26 protein-coding genes are annotated in these 21,538 nt (G+C 61.6%); 18 read left to right on the forward strand and 8 right to left on the reverse strand.

The genetic code is table 11. The features are described 5' to 3' along the window. The first annotated feature begins 10 nt into the window (after positions 1 to 10). The 9 genes from HX803_RS24770 (at position 11) to HX803_RS24810 (ending at position 6,552) form a co-directional block, all read left to right on the forward strand. On the forward strand, positions 11 to 673 hold the full coding sequence (locus HX803_RS24770) for a riboflavin synthase (RefSeq protein WP_016973956.1): 663 nt from the start codon (positions 11 to 13) through the stop codon (positions 671 to 673). Between the two features lie 15 nt (positions 674 to 688). Beyond that, positions 689 to 1,780 carry a bifunctional 3,4-dihydroxy-2-butanone-4-phosphate synthase/GTP cyclohydrolase II gene (gene ribBA / locus HX803_RS24775; RefSeq protein ID WP_176999278.1) on the forward strand — a complete coding sequence of 364 codons (1,092 nt, stop codon included), beginning with the start codon at positions 689 to 691 and terminating at the stop codon, positions 1,778 to 1,780. Between the two features lie 88 nt (positions 1,781 to 1,868). Further along, the gene (gene ribE, locus HX803_RS24780) at positions 1,869 to 2,345 is read left to right on the forward strand and encodes a 6,7-dimethyl-8-ribityllumazine synthase (protein WP_003194576.1); all 477 of its coding nucleotides are present in this window, start codon (positions 1,869 to 1,871) and stop codon (positions 2,343 to 2,345) included. Then, positions 2,342 to 2,842, forward strand: coding sequence for a transcription antitermination factor NusB (gene nusB / locus HX803_RS24785; RefSeq protein WP_178924278.1), 501 nt, complete (start codon positions 2,342 to 2,344; stop codon positions 2,840 to 2,842). The genes ribE and nusB overlap by 4 nt, the downstream gene beginning before the upstream one ends. Positions 2,843 to 2,857: 15 nt before the next feature. Beyond that, on the forward strand, positions 2,858 to 3,823 hold the full coding sequence (gene thiL / locus HX803_RS24790) for a thiamine-phosphate kinase (RefSeq protein WP_178924280.1): 966 nt from the start codon (positions 2,858 to 2,860) through the stop codon (positions 3,821 to 3,823). 55 nt (positions 3,824 to 3,878) lie between these two features. Beyond that, on the forward strand, positions 3,879 to 4,604 hold the full coding sequence (locus HX803_RS24795) for an ABC transporter substrate-binding protein (protein WP_178924282.1): 726 nt from the start codon (positions 3,879 to 3,881) through the stop codon (positions 4,602 to 4,604). Positions 4,605 to 4,733: 129 nt separating this feature from the next. Continuing rightward, on the forward strand, positions 4,734 to 5,351 hold the full coding sequence (gene ribA / locus HX803_RS24800; RefSeq protein ID WP_095013680.1) for a GTP cyclohydrolase II: 618 nt from the start codon (positions 4,734 to 4,736) through the stop codon (positions 5,349 to 5,351). Then, a complete protein-coding gene (locus HX803_RS24805; RefSeq protein ID WP_178924284.1) occupies positions 5,348 to 5,767 on the forward strand; it encodes an MFS transporter in 420 nt (139 codons plus the stop codon). Before ribA ends, HX803_RS24805 begins: the two co-directional genes overlap by 4 nt. Further along, positions 5,764 to 6,552, forward strand: coding sequence for a cobalamin-binding protein (locus HX803_RS24810; RefSeq protein ID WP_178924286.1), 789 nt, complete (start codon positions 5,764 to 5,766; stop codon positions 6,550 to 6,552). Before HX803_RS24805 ends, HX803_RS24810 begins: the two co-directional genes overlap by 4 nt. A gap of 91 nt (positions 6,553 to 6,643) precedes the next feature. On the opposite strand, the gene HX803_RS24815 is transcribed toward HX803_RS24810, so the two are convergent. From HX803_RS24815 to HX803_RS24845, 7 genes are all read right to left on the reverse strand, one after another. After that, the gene (locus HX803_RS24815; protein WP_178924288.1) at positions 6,644 to 8,530 is read right to left on the reverse strand and encodes a TonB-dependent receptor domain-containing protein; all 1,887 of its coding nucleotides are present in this window, start codon (positions 8,528 to 8,530) and stop codon (positions 6,644 to 6,646) included. 156 nt (positions 8,531 to 8,686) lie between these two features. Then, positions 8,687 to 10,585, reverse strand: a complete 1,899-nt coding sequence (gene dxs, locus HX803_RS24820; RefSeq protein ID WP_178924290.1) for a 1-deoxy-D-xylulose-5-phosphate synthase — start codon at positions 10,583 to 10,585, stop codon at positions 8,687 to 8,689. Between the two features lie 110 nt (positions 10,586 to 10,695). Further along, positions 10,696 to 11,583, reverse strand: a complete 888-nt coding sequence (ispA, locus tag HX803_RS24825; protein WP_178924292.1) for a (2E,6E)-farnesyl diphosphate synthase — start codon at positions 11,581 to 11,583, stop codon at positions 10,696 to 10,698. After that, positions 11,580 to 11,822, reverse strand: coding sequence for an exodeoxyribonuclease VII small subunit (locus HX803_RS24830; protein ID WP_003176346.1), 243 nt, complete (start codon positions 11,820 to 11,822; stop codon positions 11,580 to 11,582). The genes ispA and HX803_RS24830 overlap by 4 nt, the downstream gene beginning before the upstream one ends. Before the next feature lie 36 nt (positions 11,823 to 11,858). After that, positions 11,859 to 12,077 (reverse strand): FecR/PupR family sigma factor regulator, encoded by a 219-nt coding sequence (locus HX803_RS24835; protein ID WP_256732933.1) that lies wholly within the window; start codon positions 12,075 to 12,077, stop codon positions 11,859 to 11,861. Further along, entirely contained in the window at positions 12,074 to 12,505 is a 432-nt protein-coding gene (locus HX803_RS24840; protein WP_178924294.1) for a MerR family transcriptional regulator, read from the reverse strand. Before HX803_RS24840 ends, HX803_RS24835 begins: the two co-directional genes overlap by 4 nt. Continuing rightward, entirely contained in the window at positions 12,444 to 13,088 is a 645-nt protein-coding gene (locus HX803_RS24845) for an NAD(P)H-dependent oxidoreductase (protein WP_178924296.1), read from the reverse strand. Before HX803_RS24845 ends, HX803_RS24840 begins: the two co-directional genes overlap by 62 nt. Before the next feature lie 188 nt (positions 13,089 to 13,276). Between HX803_RS24845 and HX803_RS24850 the strand changes: the two genes are divergently transcribed. Beyond that, positions 13,277 to 14,311: a YhcG family protein gene (locus tag HX803_RS24850; RefSeq protein ID WP_178924298.1), complete on the forward strand. Its 1,035-nt coding sequence runs from the start codon at positions 13,277 to 13,279 to the stop codon at positions 14,309 to 14,311. Positions 14,312 to 14,357: 46 nt separating this feature from the next. Here the strand turns inward: HX803_RS24850 and ycaC are convergent, their stop codons facing one another. Continuing rightward, positions 14,358 to 14,990, reverse strand: coding sequence for an isochorismate family cysteine hydrolase YcaC (gene ycaC, locus HX803_RS24855; protein ID WP_176999289.1), 633 nt, complete (start codon positions 14,988 to 14,990; stop codon positions 14,358 to 14,360). 371 nt (positions 14,991 to 15,361) lie between these two features. On the opposite strand from ycaC, the gene HX803_RS24860 reads away from it, so the two are divergent. From HX803_RS24860 to HX803_RS24895, 8 genes are read left to right on the forward strand one after another with little or no spacing between them, the layout of a single operon-like run. Continuing rightward, positions 15,362 to 15,943: a YjfI family protein gene (locus HX803_RS24860; protein WP_176999307.1), complete on the forward strand. Its 582-nt coding sequence runs from the start codon at positions 15,362 to 15,364 to the stop codon at positions 15,941 to 15,943. Between the two features lie 17 nt (positions 15,944 to 15,960). Then, positions 15,961 to 16,659 (forward strand): PspA/IM30 family protein, encoded by a 699-nt coding sequence (locus tag HX803_RS24865; RefSeq protein WP_176999290.1) that lies wholly within the window; start codon positions 15,961 to 15,963, stop codon positions 16,657 to 16,659. Between the two features lie 58 nt (positions 16,660 to 16,717). Then, positions 16,718 to 17,278 (forward strand): rhomboid family intramembrane serine protease, encoded by a 561-nt coding sequence (locus HX803_RS24870; RefSeq protein WP_176999291.1) that lies wholly within the window; start codon positions 16,718 to 16,720, stop codon positions 17,276 to 17,278. A 59-nt stretch (positions 17,279 to 17,337) separates the two neighbouring features. Continuing rightward, complete coding sequence (locus HX803_RS24875) at positions 17,338 to 18,372, forward strand: ion channel (protein ID WP_178924300.1); 1,035 nt, start codon at positions 17,338 to 17,340, stop codon at positions 18,370 to 18,372. Then, positions 18,359 to 19,033: a DUF2491 family protein gene (locus HX803_RS24880; RefSeq protein WP_178924302.1), complete on the forward strand. Its 675-nt coding sequence runs from the start codon at positions 18,359 to 18,361 to the stop codon at positions 19,031 to 19,033. Before HX803_RS24875 ends, HX803_RS24880 begins: the two co-directional genes overlap by 14 nt. A 15-nt stretch (positions 19,034 to 19,048) precedes the next feature. After that, complete coding sequence (locus HX803_RS24885; RefSeq protein ID WP_178924304.1) at positions 19,049 to 19,477, forward strand: DUF350 domain-containing protein; 429 nt, start codon at positions 19,049 to 19,051, stop codon at positions 19,475 to 19,477. An 18-nt stretch (positions 19,478 to 19,495) separates the two neighbouring features. Further along, positions 19,496 to 20,209: a DUF1190 domain-containing protein gene (locus tag HX803_RS24890; protein WP_178924306.1), complete on the forward strand. Its 714-nt coding sequence runs from the start codon at positions 19,496 to 19,498 to the stop codon at positions 20,207 to 20,209. A 12-nt stretch (positions 20,210 to 20,221) separates the two neighbouring features. Further along, positions 20,222 to 21,379, forward strand: coding sequence for a glutathionylspermidine synthase family protein (locus HX803_RS24895; RefSeq protein ID WP_178924308.1), 1,158 nt, complete (start codon positions 20,222 to 20,224; stop codon positions 21,377 to 21,379). Positions 21,380 to 21,538: the final 159 nt, after the last annotated feature.

The following is a 21,538-nucleotide window of genomic DNA, read 5'->3' on the forward strand; positions in this document are numbered from 1 at the left end:
GGAGAAGGCCATGTTCACCGGCATCATCGAATCCATCGGCAGCATCCGCGCCATGACCCCCAAAGGCGGCGACGTTCGCCTGCTGGTTGAAACCGGCAAGCTGGACCTGGGTGACGTCAAGCTGGGCGACAGCATCGCCGTCAGCGGCGTGTGCCTCACCGTTATCGAACTGCCAGGCAACGGTTTCGCCGCCGACGTCAGCCGGGAAACCCTGGACTGCACCGCGATGAACGACCTCAAGGCCGGCAGCCCGGTCAACCTGGAAAAAGCCCTGACCCCGACCACCCGCCTGGGCGGCCACCTGGTCAGCGGCCATGTCGACGGCGTCGGCGAAGTGGTCTCCCGCAGCGAAAATGCACGTGCCGTGGAATTTCGCATTCGCGCACCCAAAGAACTGGCCAAGTACATCGCCCACAAAGGCTCGATCACCGTCGACGGCACCAGCCTCACCGTGAACGCCGTGAACGGCGCCGAATTTGAACTGACCATCATTCCCCACACCCTCAGCGAAACCATCATGGCGTCTTACCAGCCGGGTCGCCGGGTGAACCTGGAAGTGGACTTGCTGGCCCGTTACCTGGAGCGCCTGTTGCTGGGCGAAAAGGCCGCAGAGCCTACTGCCGGTAACATCACTGAAAGTTTTCTGGCCGCTAACGGCTACCTGAAATCCTGACCAAGGGGGTGCCACGTGGCGCTCAATAGCATCGAAGAACTGGTTGAAGACATCCGCCAAGGCAAGATGGTCATCCTGATGGATGACGAAGACCGCGAGAACGAAGGCGACATCATCATGGCCGCCGAGGCCTGCAAGCCTGAGCACATCAACTTCATGGCCAAGCACGCCCGTGGGCTGATCTGCATGCCCATGAGCCGCGAGCGCTGCGAGTTGCTGAAGCTGCCATTGATGGCGCCGCGCAACGGGTCGGGTTTTGGCACCAAGTTCACCGTGTCTATCGAAGCGACCACCGGCGTCACCACCGGTATTTCTGCGGCTGACCGCGCGCGCACCGTGCAAGCCGCTGCCGCCAAGGACGCCAAGGCCGAAGACATTGTCAGCCCTGGCCACATCTTCCCGCTGATGGCCCAGCCGGGCGGCACCCTGGCCCGTGCCGGCCACACCGAAGCTGCCTGCGACCTCGCGCGCATGGCCGGGTTCGAGCCAAGCGGCGTGATCTGCGAAGTGATGAACGACGACGGCACCATGGCCCGTCGCGCTGAACTCGAAGCCTTTGCCGCCGAACACGACATCAAGATCGGCACCATTGCCGACCTGATCCACTACCGCATGATCCACGAACGTACCGTTCAGCGGATTGCCGAGCAGCCGCTGGACAGCGAACTGGGCCAATTCAATTTGGTGACCTACCGTGATTCAGTGGAAGGCGACGTGCACATGGCCCTGACCCTGGGCACCATTTGCGCCGAAGAGCCGACCCTGGTGCGGGTACACAACATGGACCCCTTGCGCGACCTGTTGATGGTCAAGCAACCGGGCCGTTGGAGCCTGCGAGCCGCCATGGCCGCGGTTTCCGAGGCGGGCAGCGGTGTGGTGCTGCTGTTGGGCAACCCGGTGGATGGTGATGTGCTGCTGGCGCATATCCGTGAAACCGCCGAGCACACCCAGGTCAAGACGCCGACCACCTACAGCATCGTCGGTGCCGGTTCGCAGATCCTGCGTGACCTCGGCGTGCGCAAAATGCGCCTGATGAGTGCGCCAATGAAATTTAATGCGATATCCGGTTTCGATCTGGAAGTAGTAGAATACGTGCCCTCCGAATAAAGGCCGGCGATTTTTGCCCCTTGTTCGCGGTTAACACATCACTGAGGGACGCACTTTTCGCGTCCCTGCTCTTTAAGAGATTTGTCGAATGACCCTGAAGACCATCGAAGGTACCTTCATCGCCCCCAAAGGCCGCTACGCCCTGGTGGTTGGCCGCTTCAACAGCTTCGTTGTTGAAAGCCTGGTAAGCGGTGCCGTGGACGCCCTGGTTCGCCACGGTGTGAGCGAAAGCGACATCACCCTGATCCGTGCCCCTGGCGCCTTCGAAATTCCACTGGTTGCGCAAAAAGTTGCTCAACAGGGTGAATACGCGGCAATCATCGCCCTGGGCGCGGTCATTCGTGGCGGTACCCCGCACTTCGAATACGTGGCGGGCGAGTGCACCAAGGGCCTGGCCCAGGTGTCCATGGAGTTCGGCGTGCCGGTTGCGTTCGGCGTACTGACCGTTGATTCCATCGAGCAAGCCATCGAACGTTCCGGCACCAAGGCCGGTAACAAAGGCGCTGAAGCTGCCCTGTCCGCCCTGGAAATGGTCAGCCTGCTGTCGCAGTTGGAGGCCAAGTGATTTCCGACGAGAGCGATCGTTTCAACCCGCGCGAGCCACGCCCAGCCGATGCTGGCAAGCCGTCCAAGAACGAGAAGCGTCGCGCTGCTCGTCAATTGGCGACCCAGGCGCTGTACCAGCGTCACCTGGCCGGCGCTTCGTTGAACGAGATCGAAGCACAGTTTCGCGTCGACAACGATTTCACCTTTGCCGACCTGCCGTACTTCCACGACATCCTGCACGGTGTGCATGCCCACCTGACCGAGATCGACACGGCCCTGGCACCTTGCCTGGACCTGACCATCGAAGAGCTGGACCCGGTTGAGCTGTGCGTGATGCGCCTGTCGGCCTGGGAACTGCTGTATCGCGTCGACGTGCCGTACCGCGTGGTGATCAACGAAGGCATCGAACTGGCGAAAGTCTACGGTTCGACCGACGGCCACAAGTTCGTCAACGGCGTGCTCGACAAGCTGGCCCCGCGCCTGCGTGAAGCCGAAGTGAAGGCGTACAAGCGCTAAGCGCTTGAATCCTGAATGGGTGAGTTTGAGCTGATCCGCAACTACTTCGCCGCCGCGCCCTGTGCGCAAGGCGGCGAAGGCATTGCGTTGGGGATCGGCGATGACTGCGCCTTGCTGGCGCTCCCCGCCGGGGAGCAGTTGGCAATTTCCACGGATACTTTGGTGGCCGGCGTGCACTTTGCCGACCCCTGTGATCCGTTCCTGCTTGGCCAGCGCTCGTTGGCCGTGGCGGTGAGCGACTTGGCCGCCATGGGCGCGCACCCTCTTGCATTTACTCTTGCCCTTACCACGCCGACGGTCGATGCCGATTGGCTGCAACGCTATGCCCAGGGGTTGAACGCCATGGCGCAAAGCTGCGGTGTGGGCTTGGTGGGCGGCGACACCACGCGCGGGCCGTTGAGCCTGACCCTGACCGTGTTCGGCCGTGTGCCGGCCGGGCAGGCGCTGACGCGCAGCGGTGCAAAACCCGGTGACCTGCTGTGTGTCGGCGGTGAGCTGGGCAATGCGGCCGGCGCCTTGCCGCTGGTCCTGGGCCAGCGCGTCGCTGACGCCGCCGTCGCCGAGCCGTTGCTGGCCCATTACTGGTCACCGCAGCCGCAGCTGGCCCTGGGGCTGGCGCTGCGGGGCAAGGCGACGTCTGCGATGGACATCTCCGACGGGCTGTTGGCCGATTGCGGGCATATCGCCAAGGCGTCGGCTGCCCGCCTGTTGATCGAGCGCCAGGCCTTGCCGTTGTCCCAGGCCTTGCTGGCGTTTTTCGGGGATGAGGCCGCCCGCGTGGCCGCGCTGAGCGGCGGGGATGATTACGTGCTGGCGTTCACCCTGCCGCCAGCCGAGCTGGCGCCCTTGTTGGCGAGCGGTTGGCCGGTGCATGTGATCGGCCGTGTCGAGGCGGGGCAGGGCGTGACACTGCTCGATGCCCAAGGGCAGGACATCACCCCGGCCGTCCGCGGCTATCAACACTTCAGCGAGACGCCCTGATTCGGCGAGCTGCGCTACCCTCTATACGGTTCTCAAGGTGTAGGAGGTTGTCACCATGGATGTGCGCCGTTGGCTGCTGATTGTGCTGTGCTCGGTCGCGACACTTGTGCGCGCGGACGAGGCCCCGGTACCTGGCAAGATCATGCTGGCCAGCGAAGAGTGGAACGACTACACCAACAAAGACGGCAGCGGTCTGGCGTGGGATGTGTTGCGCCAGGTGTTCGAGCCCGCTGGGATCACCCTGCAAACCCGCAGCGTGCCCTATACCCGTTCGGTCGGCCTGGCCCAGCGCGGCGAAGTGGATGGTTGGGTCGGTTCCTACCGTGATGAAGCGACTGGCGTGCTGTACCCTCACTGGAACTTCGACTCCGACCACATCTACGCCCTCGGGCTGGCCACTGCGCCGACGCCCAGCGTGGCCACGCTGGGCAATTACCGCCTGGCCTGGGTGCGCGGCTACAAGTACGAGGAGTACTTGCCCAACGTGCACCGCTTCAACCAGATCGAACGCCGTGACGGCATCCTGCCGATGCTGCAGCACGCCCGCGCAGACTTTTACATCGACGCCCTCAGCGAAGCCCAGTACGTGCTCGGCCAGGCCGACGACCCCGCGCAATTCAAACTCACCCACATCGCCGAACTGCCGCTGTACGTGGGGTTTGCTGATAACGAACGCGGCCGGGCGTTGATGGCCGTGTATGACCAGCGCATGGCGGCGCTGGTGAAAAACGGTGAGTTGAAACCGATTTTCGAGCGCTGGAAACAGCCCTATCCGTTCTGATGGGCATAGAACCGGGATGAAGGCCAATCGAACCGATTGATCTTTATCAGCGATAATTCAGCTTAAGCGTCTGTAGGAACCTGCTGTTACAATGGCCGCCATCGTAAAAACTGAAATCAGGAGCACACGGTGCCCGTCGTTTTCGTCGCCGCTTCCAAGCTGCCTACCCCTTTTGCCACGTTCACCATGAACGGCTTTCTCGAAGAAGCCACCGGCCGCGAGCACGTTGTGCTCAGCCTGGGCGACATCGCTGACGGCGCGCCGGTGCTGGGTCGTGTGCATTCCGAATGCCTGACCGGTGACGCGCTGTTCAGCCAGCGCTGCGATTGCGGTTCGCAACTGGAAGCCGCGATGCGCGCCATCGCCCGCGAAGGCCGTGGCGTTCTGCTTTACCTGCGCCAGGAAGGCCGCGGTATCGGCCTGATGAACAAGATCCGTGCCTACGAGTTGCAAGACGGCGGCGCCGACACCGTTGAAGCCAACGAGCGCCTGGGGTTTGCCGCTGACCAGCGCGACTACGCGATCTGCCTGCCGATGCTGGAGCACCTGGGCGTCAAATCCCTGCGCCTGATGACCAACAACCCGCGCAAGGTCAAAGCCTTGACCGACATGGGCATCACCGTGGCCGAGCGCGTGCCACTGCACACCGGGCACAACCCGCACAACAAACTGTACCTGGCCACCAAGGCCAGCAAGCTCGACCACATGATGGGCAACGAGCATCAGGGCGAGGTCGACCGCGCGTGACCCGTGGCCAGGTGAAACGGCGACTGTCCTTCAATTGGTGGCAGTACCTGGCCCTGGCGCTGCTCCCGCTGTTTGTGATCAACCTGGTGTTTGGCCAGGCTGAATCATTGCTTCCCGTATTGGCCATGCCGTTTTTCATTGCCGGCGTGGCCTCTATGTTTCTGAGCCTGCGGTATTTCCATGGCTATAAACACGCACTGATCGCCACCTCCAAAGCCCTCGACACCCCCGACGAACCAGCCGCCTGGATCACCCTGGCGGCTCGTCGGCGTGCAGCCTTGCTGATTGCCGCCATTCCCGCGTGGATCGGCGCGTTGGCGGTGTTTGTCGGCCTGGAAGCGGTGCCGCTGTTTCTGTTGGCCCTGTCGACGCTGGTGCTGTTCTACCTCTATCGCATTCCACGTCAGCTGGGATGAGGCGCTACGGGCTGGCGCTTCTGCTGCTGGTGTTGAGTGCGCCGATGCTGGCGGCCGAGCGTGTCATCAGCTTGGCGCCGTCTCTTTCTGAAATCGTGGTTGAACTGGGCGCTGCCGACCTGCTGGTGGGCGTGCTCGACGGCGGCGATCGGCCTGCGGCCTTGGCCAGCGTGCCCTCAGTGGGGCATTACGGTCAGTTGGACATGGAACGCCTGCTCAGCCTCAAGCCGGATCTGATCCTGCTCTGGCCCGGCAGCGTCGGCCCGGCCCAGCGCGAACAGCTGCAACGCCTGAATATCCCGGTGTACGTCGCCGAACCCCATAGCCTTGAGCAACTGACTACCCAGGTCCAGGCCATCGCCGACCAATTAGGGCGTGCTGAGGCGGGTCGACAATTGGCCGCACAACTGCACCAGCGCCTGGCCGAGTTGCGTCAGCGCTATCAGCGCGCCGAGCCCTTGCGCGTGTTTTACCAGGTGTGGAACCAGCCGCTGTATACCGTGGGCGGTGGGCAGATCATCAGCGATGCGTTGAGCGTGTGCGGCGCGCGCAATGTGTTCGATGACCTCAAGCTGCCGGCGCCGCAGGTGAGTGTTGAGTCGGTGTTGCAGCGTGACCCGCAGATGATTCTGGTAGGGGATCAGGTGCAGAAGGACGCCTGGAAGGTCTGGCCGGCGATGGCTGGGCGGGTGCGGCTGGTGCCGGATAAAGGGCTTGAGCGGCCGAGTGGGCAGATGGTGGAGGCGGTGGGGCGGTTGTGTCAGGTGATTGCGCCGGGCCTGTAATACCGCTATCGCAGGCAAGCCAGCTCCCACATTTGGAACGCGTTTCCCCTGTGGGAGCTGGCTTGCCTGCGATGAGGCCGGACTTGCCCACTCAGATATCAGGCGTCCAAGTCACCCCAACCCTCCACACCCGACCCTCTTCACGATAATACTGGTTGTTCTCGAAATTCGGGTCCTGGTAGCTGTACATCGCCCGCGCATAGGCCTTGTCCAACACGTTATCAACCTTGAACGACAGCAGCACCTCCCGGTTCAACGCCCAGCTGCTACGCAGCCCCAGCAAGGCATACCCGCCCAGCCGGTTGCGGTTTTCCTCATCGTCATAGCTGTGGCTGATGGCCTGCCAGCTGGCACCCACCCCCAGCTTGTCAAACTGCCGATCCACATCCAGGTTCAGCGTGCGCCGCGCCCGACGGGCCAGGGTATGGCCGCTGTCACGGTCGCGAGGGTCGATGATCGAGACGCCCAGATTGCCTTGCCAGCCGAACAACTGCTGCTTGAGCGCCGCTTCAAAGCCGTTGATCCGTGCGGACGCCACGTTGTGCGGGATGTAGAAGTCCACCGGCTGGGCGACGATGGCGTCTTTCAGGTCGGTGCGATACAGCGAGGTTTCCAGGCGCGTGGTATCGCTCAGCTGGCTGCGCCACTGCACCTCGTAGGTTTTTGAGTGTTCCGGCTTGAGGTCGGGGTTGCTGCTGCCGGGGTAGTACAAGTCATTGAAACTGGGCGCGCGGAAGCCTTCGCTGTAGGACAGCAGCACGTCGTTGTCCGGGTTCAGCGGCACGGTCAGGGTGCCACTCCAGGTGTTCTGGCTGCCGAACTGCTGGTTGGTGTCGTGGCGCAGGCCCAGCTCGGTGGAAAACCGCTCGGCCTCGAAACGATGCTGGATGAACACCGCACGGTTCCAGCGGCTGTCTTCGTCGAAGTCAGTGCTGGCGCGCACGCGGTCTTCGTACCAGTCGCCACCGAGGATCAGGCTGTTGTGGTCATCCAGGGTCAGGTCGTTCTGCCAGTTCACCGAGTCGCGATAAGTGTTGAAGGCGCTGCCCTCATCGCTGAGGTGATCGCGCTTCTTGTCGCGGTTCTCGCTGTGGCCCAGTTCCAGGCGGGTCTGCCAGCGGTCGTTGAGCTTGGCGTCGACATAACCGCTGGCGCTGCTCACGGTGTAGTCGGTGTAGGGCTTCTGGCCGACGGTTTCTGCAGGGCTGACGTAGCGCCCGAACGGGTTGTCGTATTCCGACTTGCCCCGGCCATCCAACAGGTTGAAGCCCACTTCGAGGTCATCGCTCAACGAGTGGCTGAGGTTCAGGCTCAAGGACTTGTTGCGGTAGGCATCATGATCGCCATCGCTGGCAAACGACTCATGGGTCCAGTTGATGCCTTGGGTTTCATCCAGGCCGGCGCCGAGGTTGAAGCGCGTGCGTTCATCGCCGCCGGACAGGCCGAGGCTGCGTTCCCACGTCTGATTGCTGCCAAAGCCCACATGCAGGCGCGGATGAACGCCAGCCTGGGCGTTGCGCCGGGTGAAAATCTGGATGACCCCGCCGATGGCATCACTGCCGTAGATCACCGAGCGCGAACCGCGCAACACTTCCACCCGCTCAATCTGGTCGACGCTGAGGAACTGCAACCCACTGTCGCCCGAGGTGGCGTTGGCGATGCGCTGGCCATCCACCAGCACCAGGCTTTGGGCTGACTTTGTGCCGCGAATGAACACCCCCGGCAAACTGCCGCGCCCACCGGTTTGTGCGATTTGCACGCCGGGCACGCGGCTCAGCAGGTCGGTGACGCTGGTGGGTTGCAGGCGGTCGATGTCGTCGCGGGTGAACACGGTGTTGGCGGCGCTGCTGTCGTTGCGCGCCTGTACCTGGCGGTTGGCGGTGATGACCACGTCGGGGAGGCTCAAGGCCTGGTCGCGGGTGTCGGCGAGCAGTTCGGGGGTGGGGAGAAGCAGCAAGGCGAGGTGCAGGCGTTTCATGGTCTGTCCATAGATCTGAAATGGGTACACATCAAATGTGGGAGCGGGCTTGCTCGCGAAAGCGGTGTATCAGTCAGCTTATCTTTAACTGACACACTGCTTTCGCGAGCAAGCCCGCTCCCACATTTTAGTCCCAGTTTCTACCGGGGCATTGGATTACAGGCCCAGCAGCGCCAGGCGTTCGCGCACCGACGCCTCGATCCCGGCCTCGTCTAACCCGCATTCAGCCAGCATCTGCGCCGGCTTGGCGTGTTCGACGTACACATCCGGCAAGCCCAGGTGCAGTACCGACTTGAGGATGTTCTCCCGCGCCAGGAATTCGCTGACTGCCGCACCGGCGCCGCCCATGATGGCGTTTTCTTCGACGGTCACCAGCAACTCATGGCTGCCGGCAATCTCACGCACCAGGTCTTCATCCAAAGGTTTGACGAAACGCATGTCGACCACGGTGGCGTCGAGCTTCTCGGCCACCTTCAAGGCCTCGGCCAATTGCACGCCGAACACCAGAAACGCGGTCTTGCTGCCCTGGCGACGCACGATGCCCTTGCCGATTTCGATAGGCTCAAGGTCCTTCTCGATCACTGCATTCGGGCCGTTGCCGCGTGGGTAGCGCACGGCGGCCGGGCCGTTGTACAGGTGGCCGGTGCTGAGCATCTTGCGCAGTTCGTTTTCGTCGCTCGGCGTCATCACCAGCATGCCGGGGATGCAGCGCAGGTAGGACAAATCGAAGCTGCCGGCGTGGGTCGGGCCGTCTTCGCCCACCAGGCCTGCGCGGTCGATGGCGAACAGCACGTCAAGGTTCTGTACCGCGACATCGTGGACCAGTTGGTCGTAGCCGCGCTGCAGGAAGGTGGAGTAGATCGCCACCACCGGCTTGGCGCCTTCGCAGGCCATGCCGGCCGCAAAGGTCACCGCGTGCTGTTCGGCAATTGCCACGTCGAAGTAGCGCAGCGGGAAACGCTCGCTGAACGCCACCAGATCGGAGCCTTCCTTCATCGCCGGGGTAATCCCCACCAGGCGTGGGTCGGCAGCGGCCATGTCGCACAGCCATTCGCCGAATACGCCGGAATACTTCGGCCCGCTGGCTTTTTTCGGCGCAGCGGCGGGGGCGTCCAGGGGTTCCAGCTTGGTGATGGCGTGGTAACCGATCGGGTCGACTTCCGCCGGGGCGAAACCTTTGCCTTTCTTGGTGACGATGTGCAGGAACTGCGGGCCCTTGAGGTCACGCATGTTGCGCAGCGTGGCGATCAGGGTGGGCAGGTCGTGGCCGTCGATCGGGCCGATGTAGTTCCAGCCCAGCTCTTCGAACAGGGTGCCGGGCACCAGCATGCCCTTGGCATATTCTTCGGTACGCCGGGCAATTTCCCACGCGCCGGGCAGACGCGAGAGCACCTTCTTGCTGCCTTCACGCATGCTGGCATAGGTGCGGCTGGAGAGGATTTTTGCCAGGTAATTGGACAGGCCACCGACATTGCGCGAGATCGACATGTCGTTGTCGTTGAGGATCACCAGCATGTTGGCGTCCACTTCCGGCGCATGGTTCAGCGCTTCGAACGCCATGCCGGCGGTCAGCGCGCCGTCGCCAATCACCGCAATCGCCTTGCGATCGCTGCCTTGCAGGCGGGCGGCAATGGCCATGCCCAGCGCTGCACTGATGGACGTGCTGGAGTGGCCGACGCCAAAGGTGTCGTACTCGCTTTCGGAGCGGCGCGGGAAGGCGGCAATGCCGTCCTTCTGGCGCAGGGTGCCCATCTGCTCGCGGCGACCGGTGAGGATCTTGTGCGGATACGCCTGATGGCCCACGTCCCACACCAGCCGGTCATCCGGGGTGTCGAACACGTAATGCAGGGCGATGGTCAGCTCGATGACGCCCAGGCCGGCACCGAAATGCCCACCGGTCTGGCCGACCGTGTAGAGCAATTCCAGGCGCAACTCATCGGCCAGGGTTTCCAGCTCGGCTTCACCCAGTCGACGCAGGCCGGCCGGCGTGACAGCACGGTCAAGCAGGGGCGTGGACGGGCGCTTGCGGGGAATCTCTTGAAACGTCGTGGGCATCAGGCGAATCGTTATAGGTATAGAAGAGGCGGCAGTTTACCTCAAGCATCGCAAACTGCCCACGCAGAGCGCCGAACTTGGCCGATATGCGGCCGTAAAGGCCGCCGTTATCAGTGGCGACGTTCGACGATATACCGCGCCAGGTCACGCAGTGGTTCGGCCGCCGCGTCGAAAGGTCGCAGGGCGTCCAGGGCCAGGTCGCGCAGTTCCAGCGCGTAGGCCTTGGCCGCGTCCAGGCCGAGCAGCGCAGGATAAGTCGGTTTGTCCCGTGCGATGTCGGCACCTTGGCGCTTGCCCAGGGTGGCGGTGTCACTTTCTACGTCGAGAATGTCGTCTTGCACCTGGAACGCCAGGCCGATGGCGCGGGAGTAGGTCTGCAAGGCGGCCAATTGCGCAGTGGTCGCTTGGCCGCTGGCCAGTGCGCCCAGTTCCACGGCGGCTTCGATCAGCGCGCCGGTCTTGTGGCGGTGCATGTGCTCAAGGGCTTGCTGGTCGAGCTTGAGGCTGACCGAACCCATGTCGATGGCCTGCCCGCCGACCATGCCGGCCGGGCCCGCTGCGTGAGCCAACTTGGTCACCATGCGCAAGCGGATCTCGGCATTGACGCTGCTCAAGGCTGGGTCCAGCAACGCGCTGAACGCCAGGCTCTGCAGGCCGTCACCGGCCAGGATCGCATAGGCTTCATCAAAGGCTTTGTGGGTGGTGGGCTGGCCGCGACGCAGGTCGTCATCGTCCATCGCCGGCAGGTCGTCATGCACCAGGGAATAGGCGTGAATCAGCTCCACCGCACAGGCGGCGCCATTGGCCTGTTCGGCCGGCGCACCCAGGGCTTCGCACGCGGCATAGGCCAGCAACGGGCGCACGCGCTTGCCGCCGTTCATCACGCTGTAGCGCATGGCCTCATAGAGGCGGTTCATTTCCGGGCTTGGCGCAACAAACAAGGGCGCAAGCGCCGCATTGACCCGGGCTTGGCTACTGGCCTGATACGCGTCGATCATTCTGGCTGTTCCGCATCGAAAGGTTCTTCGGCCAACTCCCCGTCACGTTCGAGCAGCACCTGCACCTTCTGCTCCGCCTGCGCCAGGGCGCTCTGGCAGTCACGGGTCAGGCCGATGCCTTGCTCAAACGCTGTCAACGAGTCTTCCAGCGACAACTCGCCGTTCTCCAGACGCTCGACCAGGGTTTGCAGGTCGGCGAGGGATTGTTCGAAATCGAGTGCAACTTTTTTGCGGGCCATGGCGGCTATTCCGGTAGACGGTAAACCGGCGCGACACTAGCAGACATGGGGATTCTGGGCAAATGAGCGGGCCGTTCGAGCAAGCGCCAGAGCATCTCGGCATTTTTTGTAGACGTTGGTATTCAGCGGGTCCAGGCGCCACAGTTCGAACGTATTGCGCTCGTGGGCGGTGACGTCATCGCTGCGCAGTCGTGTCCACCAATCCAATGCTTGCTGATCGCGTTCGAAGGTTGGGGGGCTTGGCTGACTGTTCATCGGGGCTCGTTGGCCTGCATAGCCACCGTGCAATGAGCCATGGCCTTATTGCCCAGCAGCGCGGTTGGCGTCGAGTATTGCCCTTGCGCATCCTTAAGTTGCGTCTCAAAGGCCTGTAACCCTTCGTGCATCTTCTGCAAGGTCGCAATCTGCGTGGCCAACGCTTGTTTCTTGGCAGCGATGGCCTGGTCGGCACGTTCCCATGGCAGCACATCGCCCGGGTGGTCCTGCAGGATTTGCTGCAACTCCTTGAGCTTGAAACCCAGTTGCTGCGCGCACTTGATAAACATCAACCGCTCGACACTCTGCGCCGAATACACCCGGTACTGCCCCTGGCGTTGCGGCGCAGGCAGCAGCCCGATCGCCTCATAGTGACGGATCGCCTTGACGGTCGTGCCCGACAGTTGCGCGGCTTTGCCGATGTACATGAACACTCCCTTTTTCAACGAGTGCGCCCGCCTGCTTTAACCACTTTGTTCGCTGCGCCGGCGTAGAGCCCAACACGGGTCCGAACAGCAGCGTCTTGACAGGCTTGATGCCACAAAACGCCAAGGTGGTCTTGCGCATCTGGTGGACGCCCGGCATGCGATAGAACCAGCGGTAATACCATGGCGGCGTGTCCAGGGTCACTAACAAATGTGCGGTGCGGCCGAGCAACAGCTTGTCGGGGAAAGCCTTGCCCTTGCGGTATTTGAAGGCGAAGCCGGGGAGGAAGATTCGGTCAATGAAGCCCTTCATCAACGCCGGAATGCCGCCCCACCAGATGGGGAAGATGAAGGTCAGGTGGGTGGCCCAGAGGATGTCGGCTTGGGCGCTGAGCAGGTCGGGTTCCAGTGGTTGGGGCTGGGTGTAGCCGCTGTGCAGATTGAGGTCGAAAACCAGCTCGCCCAAGCGTAGGACGCGGACTTCATGGCCGGCGGTTTTTGCGGCTTGGATGCAGGTATCGGCCAGAGCGGAGCAAAAGCTGGACGTTGAAGGGTGGCCGAGGATAACCAGGGTGCGCGGCGTCATGGGTGAGTCCTGAAATAGGGTGTTTCAGGGTAAGGGCTGCCGTATAGGGGAGAGTCAAGGCGTAGGGCCGCCATGGCCAGCAGGGTATTTCGGTATTGTTTGAAAGCCCCTTCCTAGTGCGCGCTTGGCCCCTTGTGGCCGTCAATGCCCCTGACTAGCCTGCCTCAACACTCAAAGAGCGAAACGGCATGAGCGAACCCGGTATCGGCTTGACCCCACCGCCTGCGGGCTACAGCGACTGGTTGACGGACTTGAAAGGCCGTATCCACACGGCGCAACAACGCGCAACACTGGCCGTGAATCGGGAACTGGTGTTGCTCTATTGGCAGCTTGGCCACGACATTTTGACCCGCCAGGCGGAGCAAGGCTGGGGCAGTAAAGTCATTGATCGGCTTGCCCAGGATCTGCGTGCAGCGTTTCCCGCAATGAAGGGTTTTTCACCGCGCAATCTCAAGTACATGCGTGCTTTTGCCGAGGCGTGGCCAGACCCTGAATTTGTGCAACAAGCTGCTGCACAATTGCCCTGGGGTCACAATGTGGTATTGCTCGACAAGCTCCCAGGCCCCGAAACCCGCCGCTGGTACATCGCCCAGGCGATAGAAAACAATTGGTCGCGTAACTCGCTGGTGGTGCACATCGAAAACCGCTTGCTGGAGCGCAGCGGCAAGGCCGTCAGCAATTTCGAAAATCACCTGCCTAAACCGCAATCCGATCTGGCGCGGGAGTCTCTGAAAGACCCTTATCGCTTTGATTTCCTGAGCCTGGGGTTGGATGCGCAGGAGCGCGACATTGAAAATGCCCTGATCAAACACGTCACCGACTTTCTGCTGGAACTGGGCGCGGGTTTCGCCTTCGTCGGCCAGCAAGTGTTGCTGGATGTCGGAGGTGATGAATTCTTTGTCGACCTGTTGTTCTACCACTTGAAACTGCGCTGCTACGTGGTGATCGAGCTTAAAACGGGCAAGTTCAAACCGGAGCATTTGGGGAAGCTGAGCTTTTACCTCGCGGCCGTCGATGCCCAGCTTAAACATCCTCACGACGGGCCCACCATCGGTCTGCTGTTGTGCAAGGGCAAGAACGAAGTCGTCGCCGAATATGCATTGCGCGACAACAACCGGCCAATTGGCGTAGCGGAATATCAACTGGTTGAGTCGTTGCCCGCGGAGTTGCAAACCAGTTTGCCAAGCATCGAGCAGATTGAGCGGGAGTTGGCGGCCCACTAAACAAAAAAGCCTGCTTTTCAGGGCAGGCTTTGTGTGCGGTGTTTAATCAATCCTTGCGCGCCGTCAGCGCCGCGTACCCATTCATCAAGTTGCGGTAGTTGGGAATGCGCTGGGACAACAGATTCCCCAAGCCTTCGATGTCGTTGCGCCAGTCGCGGTGCAGCTCACAGGCCACCGAGAACCAGTTCATCAGTTGCGCGCCTGCCTGGGTCATGCGGCTCCAGGCCGCCTGCTGCACCGTGGTGTTGAAGGTGCCCGAGGCGTCAGTCACCACGAACACTTCGAACCCTTCCGCCAACGCCGACAAGGTTGGGAACGCTACGCACACATCGGTGACCACACCGGCAATGATGATCTGCTTGCGGCCGGTCGCCTTGATCGCTTTGACGAAGTCTTCGTTGTCCCATGCGTTGATCTGGCCAGGGCGGGCGATGTACGGCGCGTCCGGGAACATCTCTTTCAGCTCGGGCACCAGCGGGCCGTTGGGGCCTTGTTCGAAGCTGGTGGTGAGGATGGTCGGCAGGTTGAAGAACTTGGCCAGGTCCGCCAGGGCCAGCACGTTGTTCTTGAACTCGTTGGGCGAAAAGTCCTGCACCAGGGAGATCAGACCGGTCTGGTGGTCGACCAGCAATACGATGGCGTCGTCTTTGTTCAAGCGGTTGTAGGTTGGAGTGCTCATGGTTGAAATCCTTTTTTGTTTAAGTGGGTTGGGCGTTGCGTTCAACATGGGCACAGATTAATGGGCGAGTGGCGGGGGATAAATCGGCTGAAACAGGTAATACCGTCAACTCAAAAGAGACAATCGCCAGGCTATTAGCCGTTTTGATGGTGTTCGTCGCGGGGAAATGTGAGACAAAAAATCTCACGCGTGAGCTATTGAGTGTGGCGAAAATTGCCTGTAGATTTTCTCACGCGTGAGTTTTTCACAACGAGGTCAGCACCATGAAAAGCAGCTCTCCATCGGGTCAGCCCGCAGGGCCCGATACCGATTCAGCAAGCCTTCAGGGAGAGCGCTTGAAACCGTCCGCGAAAAAACCGTCGAGCTTCTACATGAAGCAGATGCGCGCGGGCCTGGCGGCCGCCGGTTATGTGAAACACGAGACTTGGGTGCTTCCCGAAAACCGAAGCCTGCTCAAGCAGATGGAGAAACAGCTCCGCCAGCCGATCCTGGCTGGCTCATTCATGTCGGAGATTTACATGAGCGCAGGCACTAACTGGAACATCGATCGACTGTTCACGGCGCTGCAGGCCCTGGACGAAGTGGTTTCCAACGACATCACGCTTTCTCTGGTTCAAGGCTCGGAGTCCAGCATCAAGCTGGAAATGAACGACTTTGGTGGCTTGCCGATTTACATCGCGGTGGTGGGCGAGCAGATCATCGTCGACACCGTGCTGGTCGACGTCGAGTCCATCAACAACGTCGAAAAATTCAATGACGCCGTGCTGCGCAGCCGGGAAATGTTCCCGCTGTCTTCCATCGGCATCGAGTCCATGCCCAACGGGCAAGTTGTTTACAACATGTTCGGCGCGCTGAGCTCTGACTCCAGCCTGACCAACATCGTGACCGAGGTGAAAACCCTCGTCGACAACGTGCAGCGCGCCAGCGAAGCCTTCGAACGTTTCTTCAATTAAGTATTCGGGAGTATCTGATGACTCAGTCCATCTGGAGTAAACTGTTCACCGCGCTGCGTGGCGGTGCCAGCGAAGTCGGCGAAGCAATCGTCGACCAACAAGCCCTGCGCATCCTCGACCAGGAAATCCGCGATGCCGACACCGCGCTGGCCAATGCCAAGCGTGAGCTGGTCAGCATCATGGCCAAGCACAAGCTGGCCAATGACCGCGTCGGCGAGTACGACGCCAAGATCACGGACCTGGAGACCAAGGCGATGGCCGCCATCCAGGCCAACCGCGAAGACCTGGCCCTGGAAGTGGCCGAAGCTATTTCGACCCTGACCAACGAGCGCGACGCCGAGCAGAAGCAAGCCGCCGAATTCGGTGGTTACGCCGACAGCATGCGCAAGGACATCACCAAGGCCGAGAGCCGGATCAAAAGCCTGCGCCAGCAAGTGGACATGGCCAAGGCGCGTGAAAGCGTACAAAAGGCTCAGGTCAGCGCGTCCATCGCCAGTGGCGGCGCCAACGGCAAGTTGGAGACGGCCGTTGGTACGCTGAACCGCTTGCAAGCCAAGCAGCAGCAACGCGCCGCGGAACTGGAAGCCCAGGACGAACTGGCCGAGGCCTCGACGGGGACTGACCTGGAACGCAAGTTGCGCGAAGCCGGCATCACGCCGAACGAAGGCAGCGCCAATGCGATTCTGGAGCGCCTGAAGCAGAAGTCGGCTGAGTAAATAATGCCGCAACAGGGAGGGCCTATTCTCGGCCCTTTCTTTTTACGTCGAGGTCAGGATGGACGCCCTCAAGGGTTTCAAGATGATCGCAGGCCTTGCCCTGCTGATGGTCGCACTGCAGCTGTTCAATGTGGCGACCGGTTACAGCCTCATGGCCTTTGGCTTGATCCCCAGGACGGTGCCGGGCCTGTTCGGCATCCTCACTTCACCGTTTTTGCACGGGTCCTTGGCTCACCTGAGCGCGAACCTGATTGCCTTTTTGGTACTGGGCACCTTGGTGATGATCGAAGGGTTCAACCGATTCGTGACCGTCAGCCTGATCATTATTCTGCTGGGCGGCGCGCTGGTCTGGCTGTTCGGTTTCAGTGGCGTGCACATCGGCGCCAGCGGCTGGGTATTCGGGCTGTGGGCCTACCTGTTGTCACGTGCCTGGTTCCACCGGAGCTGGACCAACCTGATCACGGCCGGCGTCGTAGCGCTGCTGTATGGCGGCCTGGTCTTTGGCTTCCTGCCGCGCCAGGGCGTTTCGTTCGAGGGGCATCTGTTTGGTGCGCTCGCCGGATTTATTGCAGCCAAGGTACTTCTCTCTGCGCCGCGCAGCAGGTTTAATGCCGGCTGAACGCACTGGAGCATCCAGGCGTCGAGGCGATGGCAACTACCCAGGGAATCAGGGGCAAAATGTCGATTTTTCTTTTGTTGCGTCTATACGCCTCCTCCCTCTTTCACCGTTTCGGCTGGGCAGGTCTGGTCATCGCCCTCGGCGTGCACCTGAGCACCGCTTATTTGGGTCTGGTGCTTCTAGGCGAGCAGCACCTCACCACGCTCGCCACGTTTATTTACTTCTACCTCACCACCACACTCACCGTCGGTTATGGCGACCTCGCGCCGCAGACCTCAGCCGGACGAGTGTTCGTGGCCGCCTGGATCATGCTCGGCGGCATTGCGCTGCTGACGGCAGCCATCGGCAAAACCACCAGCAGTGTCATCGATGCATGGAGAAAAGGCATGAAGGGCAAAGGCGATTTCACCGGCAAGGTCGGTCACACGGTGCTCATCGGCTGGGAAGGTGCGCCCAGCGAGCGGGTCATCGAGTTGTTGCTGCAAGACGAAACCTCGAATGACAACCTGATCGTCATTTGCGATTGCACCCTCGATGAAAACCCCATGCCCGGCAAGGCGGCGTTCATCCGCGGTGAAAGCCTGTCGTCCACCGCGTTATTGCTGCGTGCGGGTGTGCCCGGCGCCGAACGGGTGCTGGTGCGAACCCCGTCGGACGACCTGACACTGGCCACCGTGCTGGCGGTGAATCAACTGAGCCCTGTCGGCCATGTGGTCGCCCACTTCAATGAAAGTGAAATCGCCGCACTCGCCAGCTCCTACGCGCCGCGCCTGGAGTGCACCTCAAGCATGGCCATCGAGATGTTGGTGCGTGCTTCCCAGGACCCGGGCTCGTCAGTCGTCATCAATGAGTTGTTGTGCGTGGGCCAAGGCGCCACCCAATACCTGATGAAATTGCCCGAGGCCTTCGAAGCCACCTTCGGCGACCTGTACAGCCGCATGAAGGAGCATCACAACGCCACGCTCATCGGCTACCGCGCCAAAGGCGCCCAGCAACCTTCGATCAACCCGCCCAGCGCCACGCGCGTCGAGGGCGGCGAACTCTTCTACATCGCCTCCACCCGCCTCAAGGACATTTCCAATGGGATGGTTTAAACAGTTGATGGGGCTTGAAGCCCCGAACGCGCGTCCTGAGTCGCACCAGGCGGCCGGCCAAACCTTGCCGAGCACCGGCCCACTGGGCCTGGCACCGGGCAAAGGTGTGATGTTCGACTCCAGCCTCAAATTGCTGCTCGATGAGAAAACCTCGGTGGTCATTCCCGGCTCCCAGGAAATCTGGAGCAACGGCACTGTCGACCTCGGGCAATCGACCTGGTTGTCGCGCTACTACATGAACGACGAAGACTACTGGCTGCAAGTGCACACCACCGGCGAAATCGCCGGGCAGGTGGAGTCGGTGATCCTGTTCAACTACCTGAGCTACGTCACGCTCAGCAGCGAAGCGGAACTGCGCCGGCTGGCCGGCCCGCAAAGCCCGATCGGGCTGCCGACCTACACCCACAACGGCGTCGAATTCACCCGCGTGTGGGGCAGCGAAGCCGGCCAGACCGAGCTGGTGGCGATGACCGAGCACGTGGTCAATCCCGAAGAAGCCTACAGCGTCGAGCACCGTTCGATGCTATACGCCCGTGACACCGGCCTGACGGACCGCCGCGAGTTCCTGCTGTTTTCCGTTGAAGAAGACGCCGAAGGCACCATCAGCCTGAGCACGTCGCTGGGCATTTCGCTGTACACAACCGACCTGACCGCGCTCTAAACAAGGAAGCCATTCATGCTAGAAGCTCTCTCCATCTCCCTGAACAAAGCCGCCGTGCTCGGGTTTGTCCTCTACATCCTCGGGGCCGCTGTACTGTTCGTGCTGTTCCAGTTCCTCTACACCCGCATCACCCCGCACAAAGAGTTCGAGCTGATCCGTGCGGGCAACGTGTCTGCGGCGGTCGCCCTGGGCGGCGCCATCGTCGGCTTCGCCATTCCGGCCAGCAACGTGATCGCCTACTCGATCAGCCTCCTCGATTTCGTCGTCTGGGCGGTGATCGCGGCGGTTGTGCAACTGCTGGCGTTCCTGCTGACCAGCCTGGTGCTCAAAGGCACGTCCGAGCGCATCAAGAACGGCGAGCTGGCGGCCGGCATCTACGTGGCGGCCGTGGCCATCAGCGTCGGCATGTTGAATGCCGCGTGCATGACGCCCACCTCGAACTGATCGCCCACGGAGCTCCCGATGAAACGAAGCAAGTACGTCCAGCTGTCGCTGGCAGCGTCGGTCGCCATGGCGATATCCGGCTGTGGGCCGACGGAAAAAACCTACGATTTGCAGAAGAAGTACAACTTCCAGTCGGTGCAGCAATGCGCCGATGAAAAACTGCCGGTGGACGTCTGCTCGGACGCCTACATGACCGCCATGGCCGAGCACCGCCGCATTGCGCCGGTGTACGACAACCAGGCCGATTGCGATGCCGACTTTGTCGCCGACTGGTGCCAGCAGGATTCCACCGGCAAATTCATCCCCCGGCTGGGCGGTTTCGAACTGACCGCCGAAGGCCGGGTGACACAGTCCCAGGTCGACGCGGCCAACGCCCAAGTCGGCGGCGCGCAAGCCAACAGCGGCGGCTCAGGCTTCTCCACCAGCAGCCTGCTGACCGGTCTGCTGATCGGCAACATGCTCAGCAACAATCGCAACAGCTACCGCTCCGAGCCGGTGTACCGCTACCGCGATGACCGTGGCGACTACGGTTCTTCAACGCTCAGCCAGCGCGTCTCCAAAGGCTCGACCTTCAGCCGCTCGAACCAGGCCCGCTACGGCAGCAGCAACTACTCGAACACGCTGCGCACCTCCAACAAATCCAGCACCGTTGCATCGGCCACCTCCCGTGGCGGCTTCGGCAGCAAGGCCAGCGCACGCAGCGGCTGGGGCGGCGGCGGGTCGAGCAGTTAAGGAAGGCGAGCCATGAAGAAAATCCACTGCGCAGAACGTCACGACTGGAAACAGACCGCCGACAGCCTCGGCTTTCTGTTCCACACCATCGACGACGAACCCTACTGGGACGAAAGCGCGTACTACCAGTTCACGCTCAAGCAAATCGAGCACGACCTGGAAGACCCGACTACCGACGTCCATGACATGTGCATGGACCTCGTCGCCCGCGTGGTCGAGAGCGAAGAACTGCTGGAACGCCTGAGCATTCCCGCGCCGTTCTACGACATGATCCGCACCTCATGGCGCGAAGGCCACCCGCACCTGTACGGGCGCATGGACTTCTCCTACAACGGCACCGGCCCCGCCAAACTACTCGAACTCAACTACGACACCCCCACCAGCCTCTACGAAGCCGCCGCGTTCCAATGGGGCTGGCTGGAACAATGCATCGAACGCGGCCTGCTGCCCAAACACGCCGACCAGTTCAACAGCATCGACACCAAACTGCACCAGGCTTTCGCCCAACTGCAGATCAACCAACCGTTCTACTTCGCCTCGATGAAAGACTCGGTCGAAGACAAAGGCACCACCGACTACCTGCGCCTCGTCGCCGAAAAAGTCGGCATCGAGTCCCGCCACATCGACATCGAAGACATCGGCCTCACCGCCGAAGGCCGCTTCGTCGACCTCGAAGATCGCTGGATACCCCACCTGTTCAAACTGCACGCCTGGGAATTCATCTTCCACGAACCCTTCGGCACCGCGATCGCCCAGAGCGACACACAGTTCTTCGAGCCGGCGTGGAAATCCATCCTCTCCAACAAAGGCATCCTGCCGCTGCTGTGGGAATTCAACAAAGGCCACCCCAACTTACTCGCGGCGCACCTGGATACCGACCCGGGCAAAGCCGTGCCGAAAGGCTGGGTGCGCAAGCCATTCTTCTCGCGGGAAGGGGCGAACATCGAACTGCAAACGGCGGACGGGCTGATCGTCAAAGAGGACGGGCCTTACACCGATGCGCCGTTCATCCTGCAGGAATTTGCGCCGCTGCCGAAGTTTGGGGACAGCTATACGCTGATTGGGTCTTGGGTGATCGGGGACCAGGCGGCGGGGATTGGGGTGCGGGAGGACAATAGTTTGATTACCAAGGATTCGAGCCGGTTTTTGCCGCATTTGATATTGGATTGAGGCCTGGGTTTTAAAGGCCAGCAGGGCTGAGCGCTTTCATTTGCGGGACGTTTCCGAGAGAATCCAAACCGCATTGCGCCAGTGGGGATGGGTGACTAGGCTGCGGGCTGTCACTGCATATTCAGTGAACGGGTTTAGTCGCCCGGACCTTGCTAGGCG

The organism is Pseudomonas sp. P7548, from assembly GCF_013386585.1.
GTDB lineage: Bacteria > Pseudomonadota > Gammaproteobacteria > Pseudomonadales > Pseudomonadaceae > Aquipseudomonas.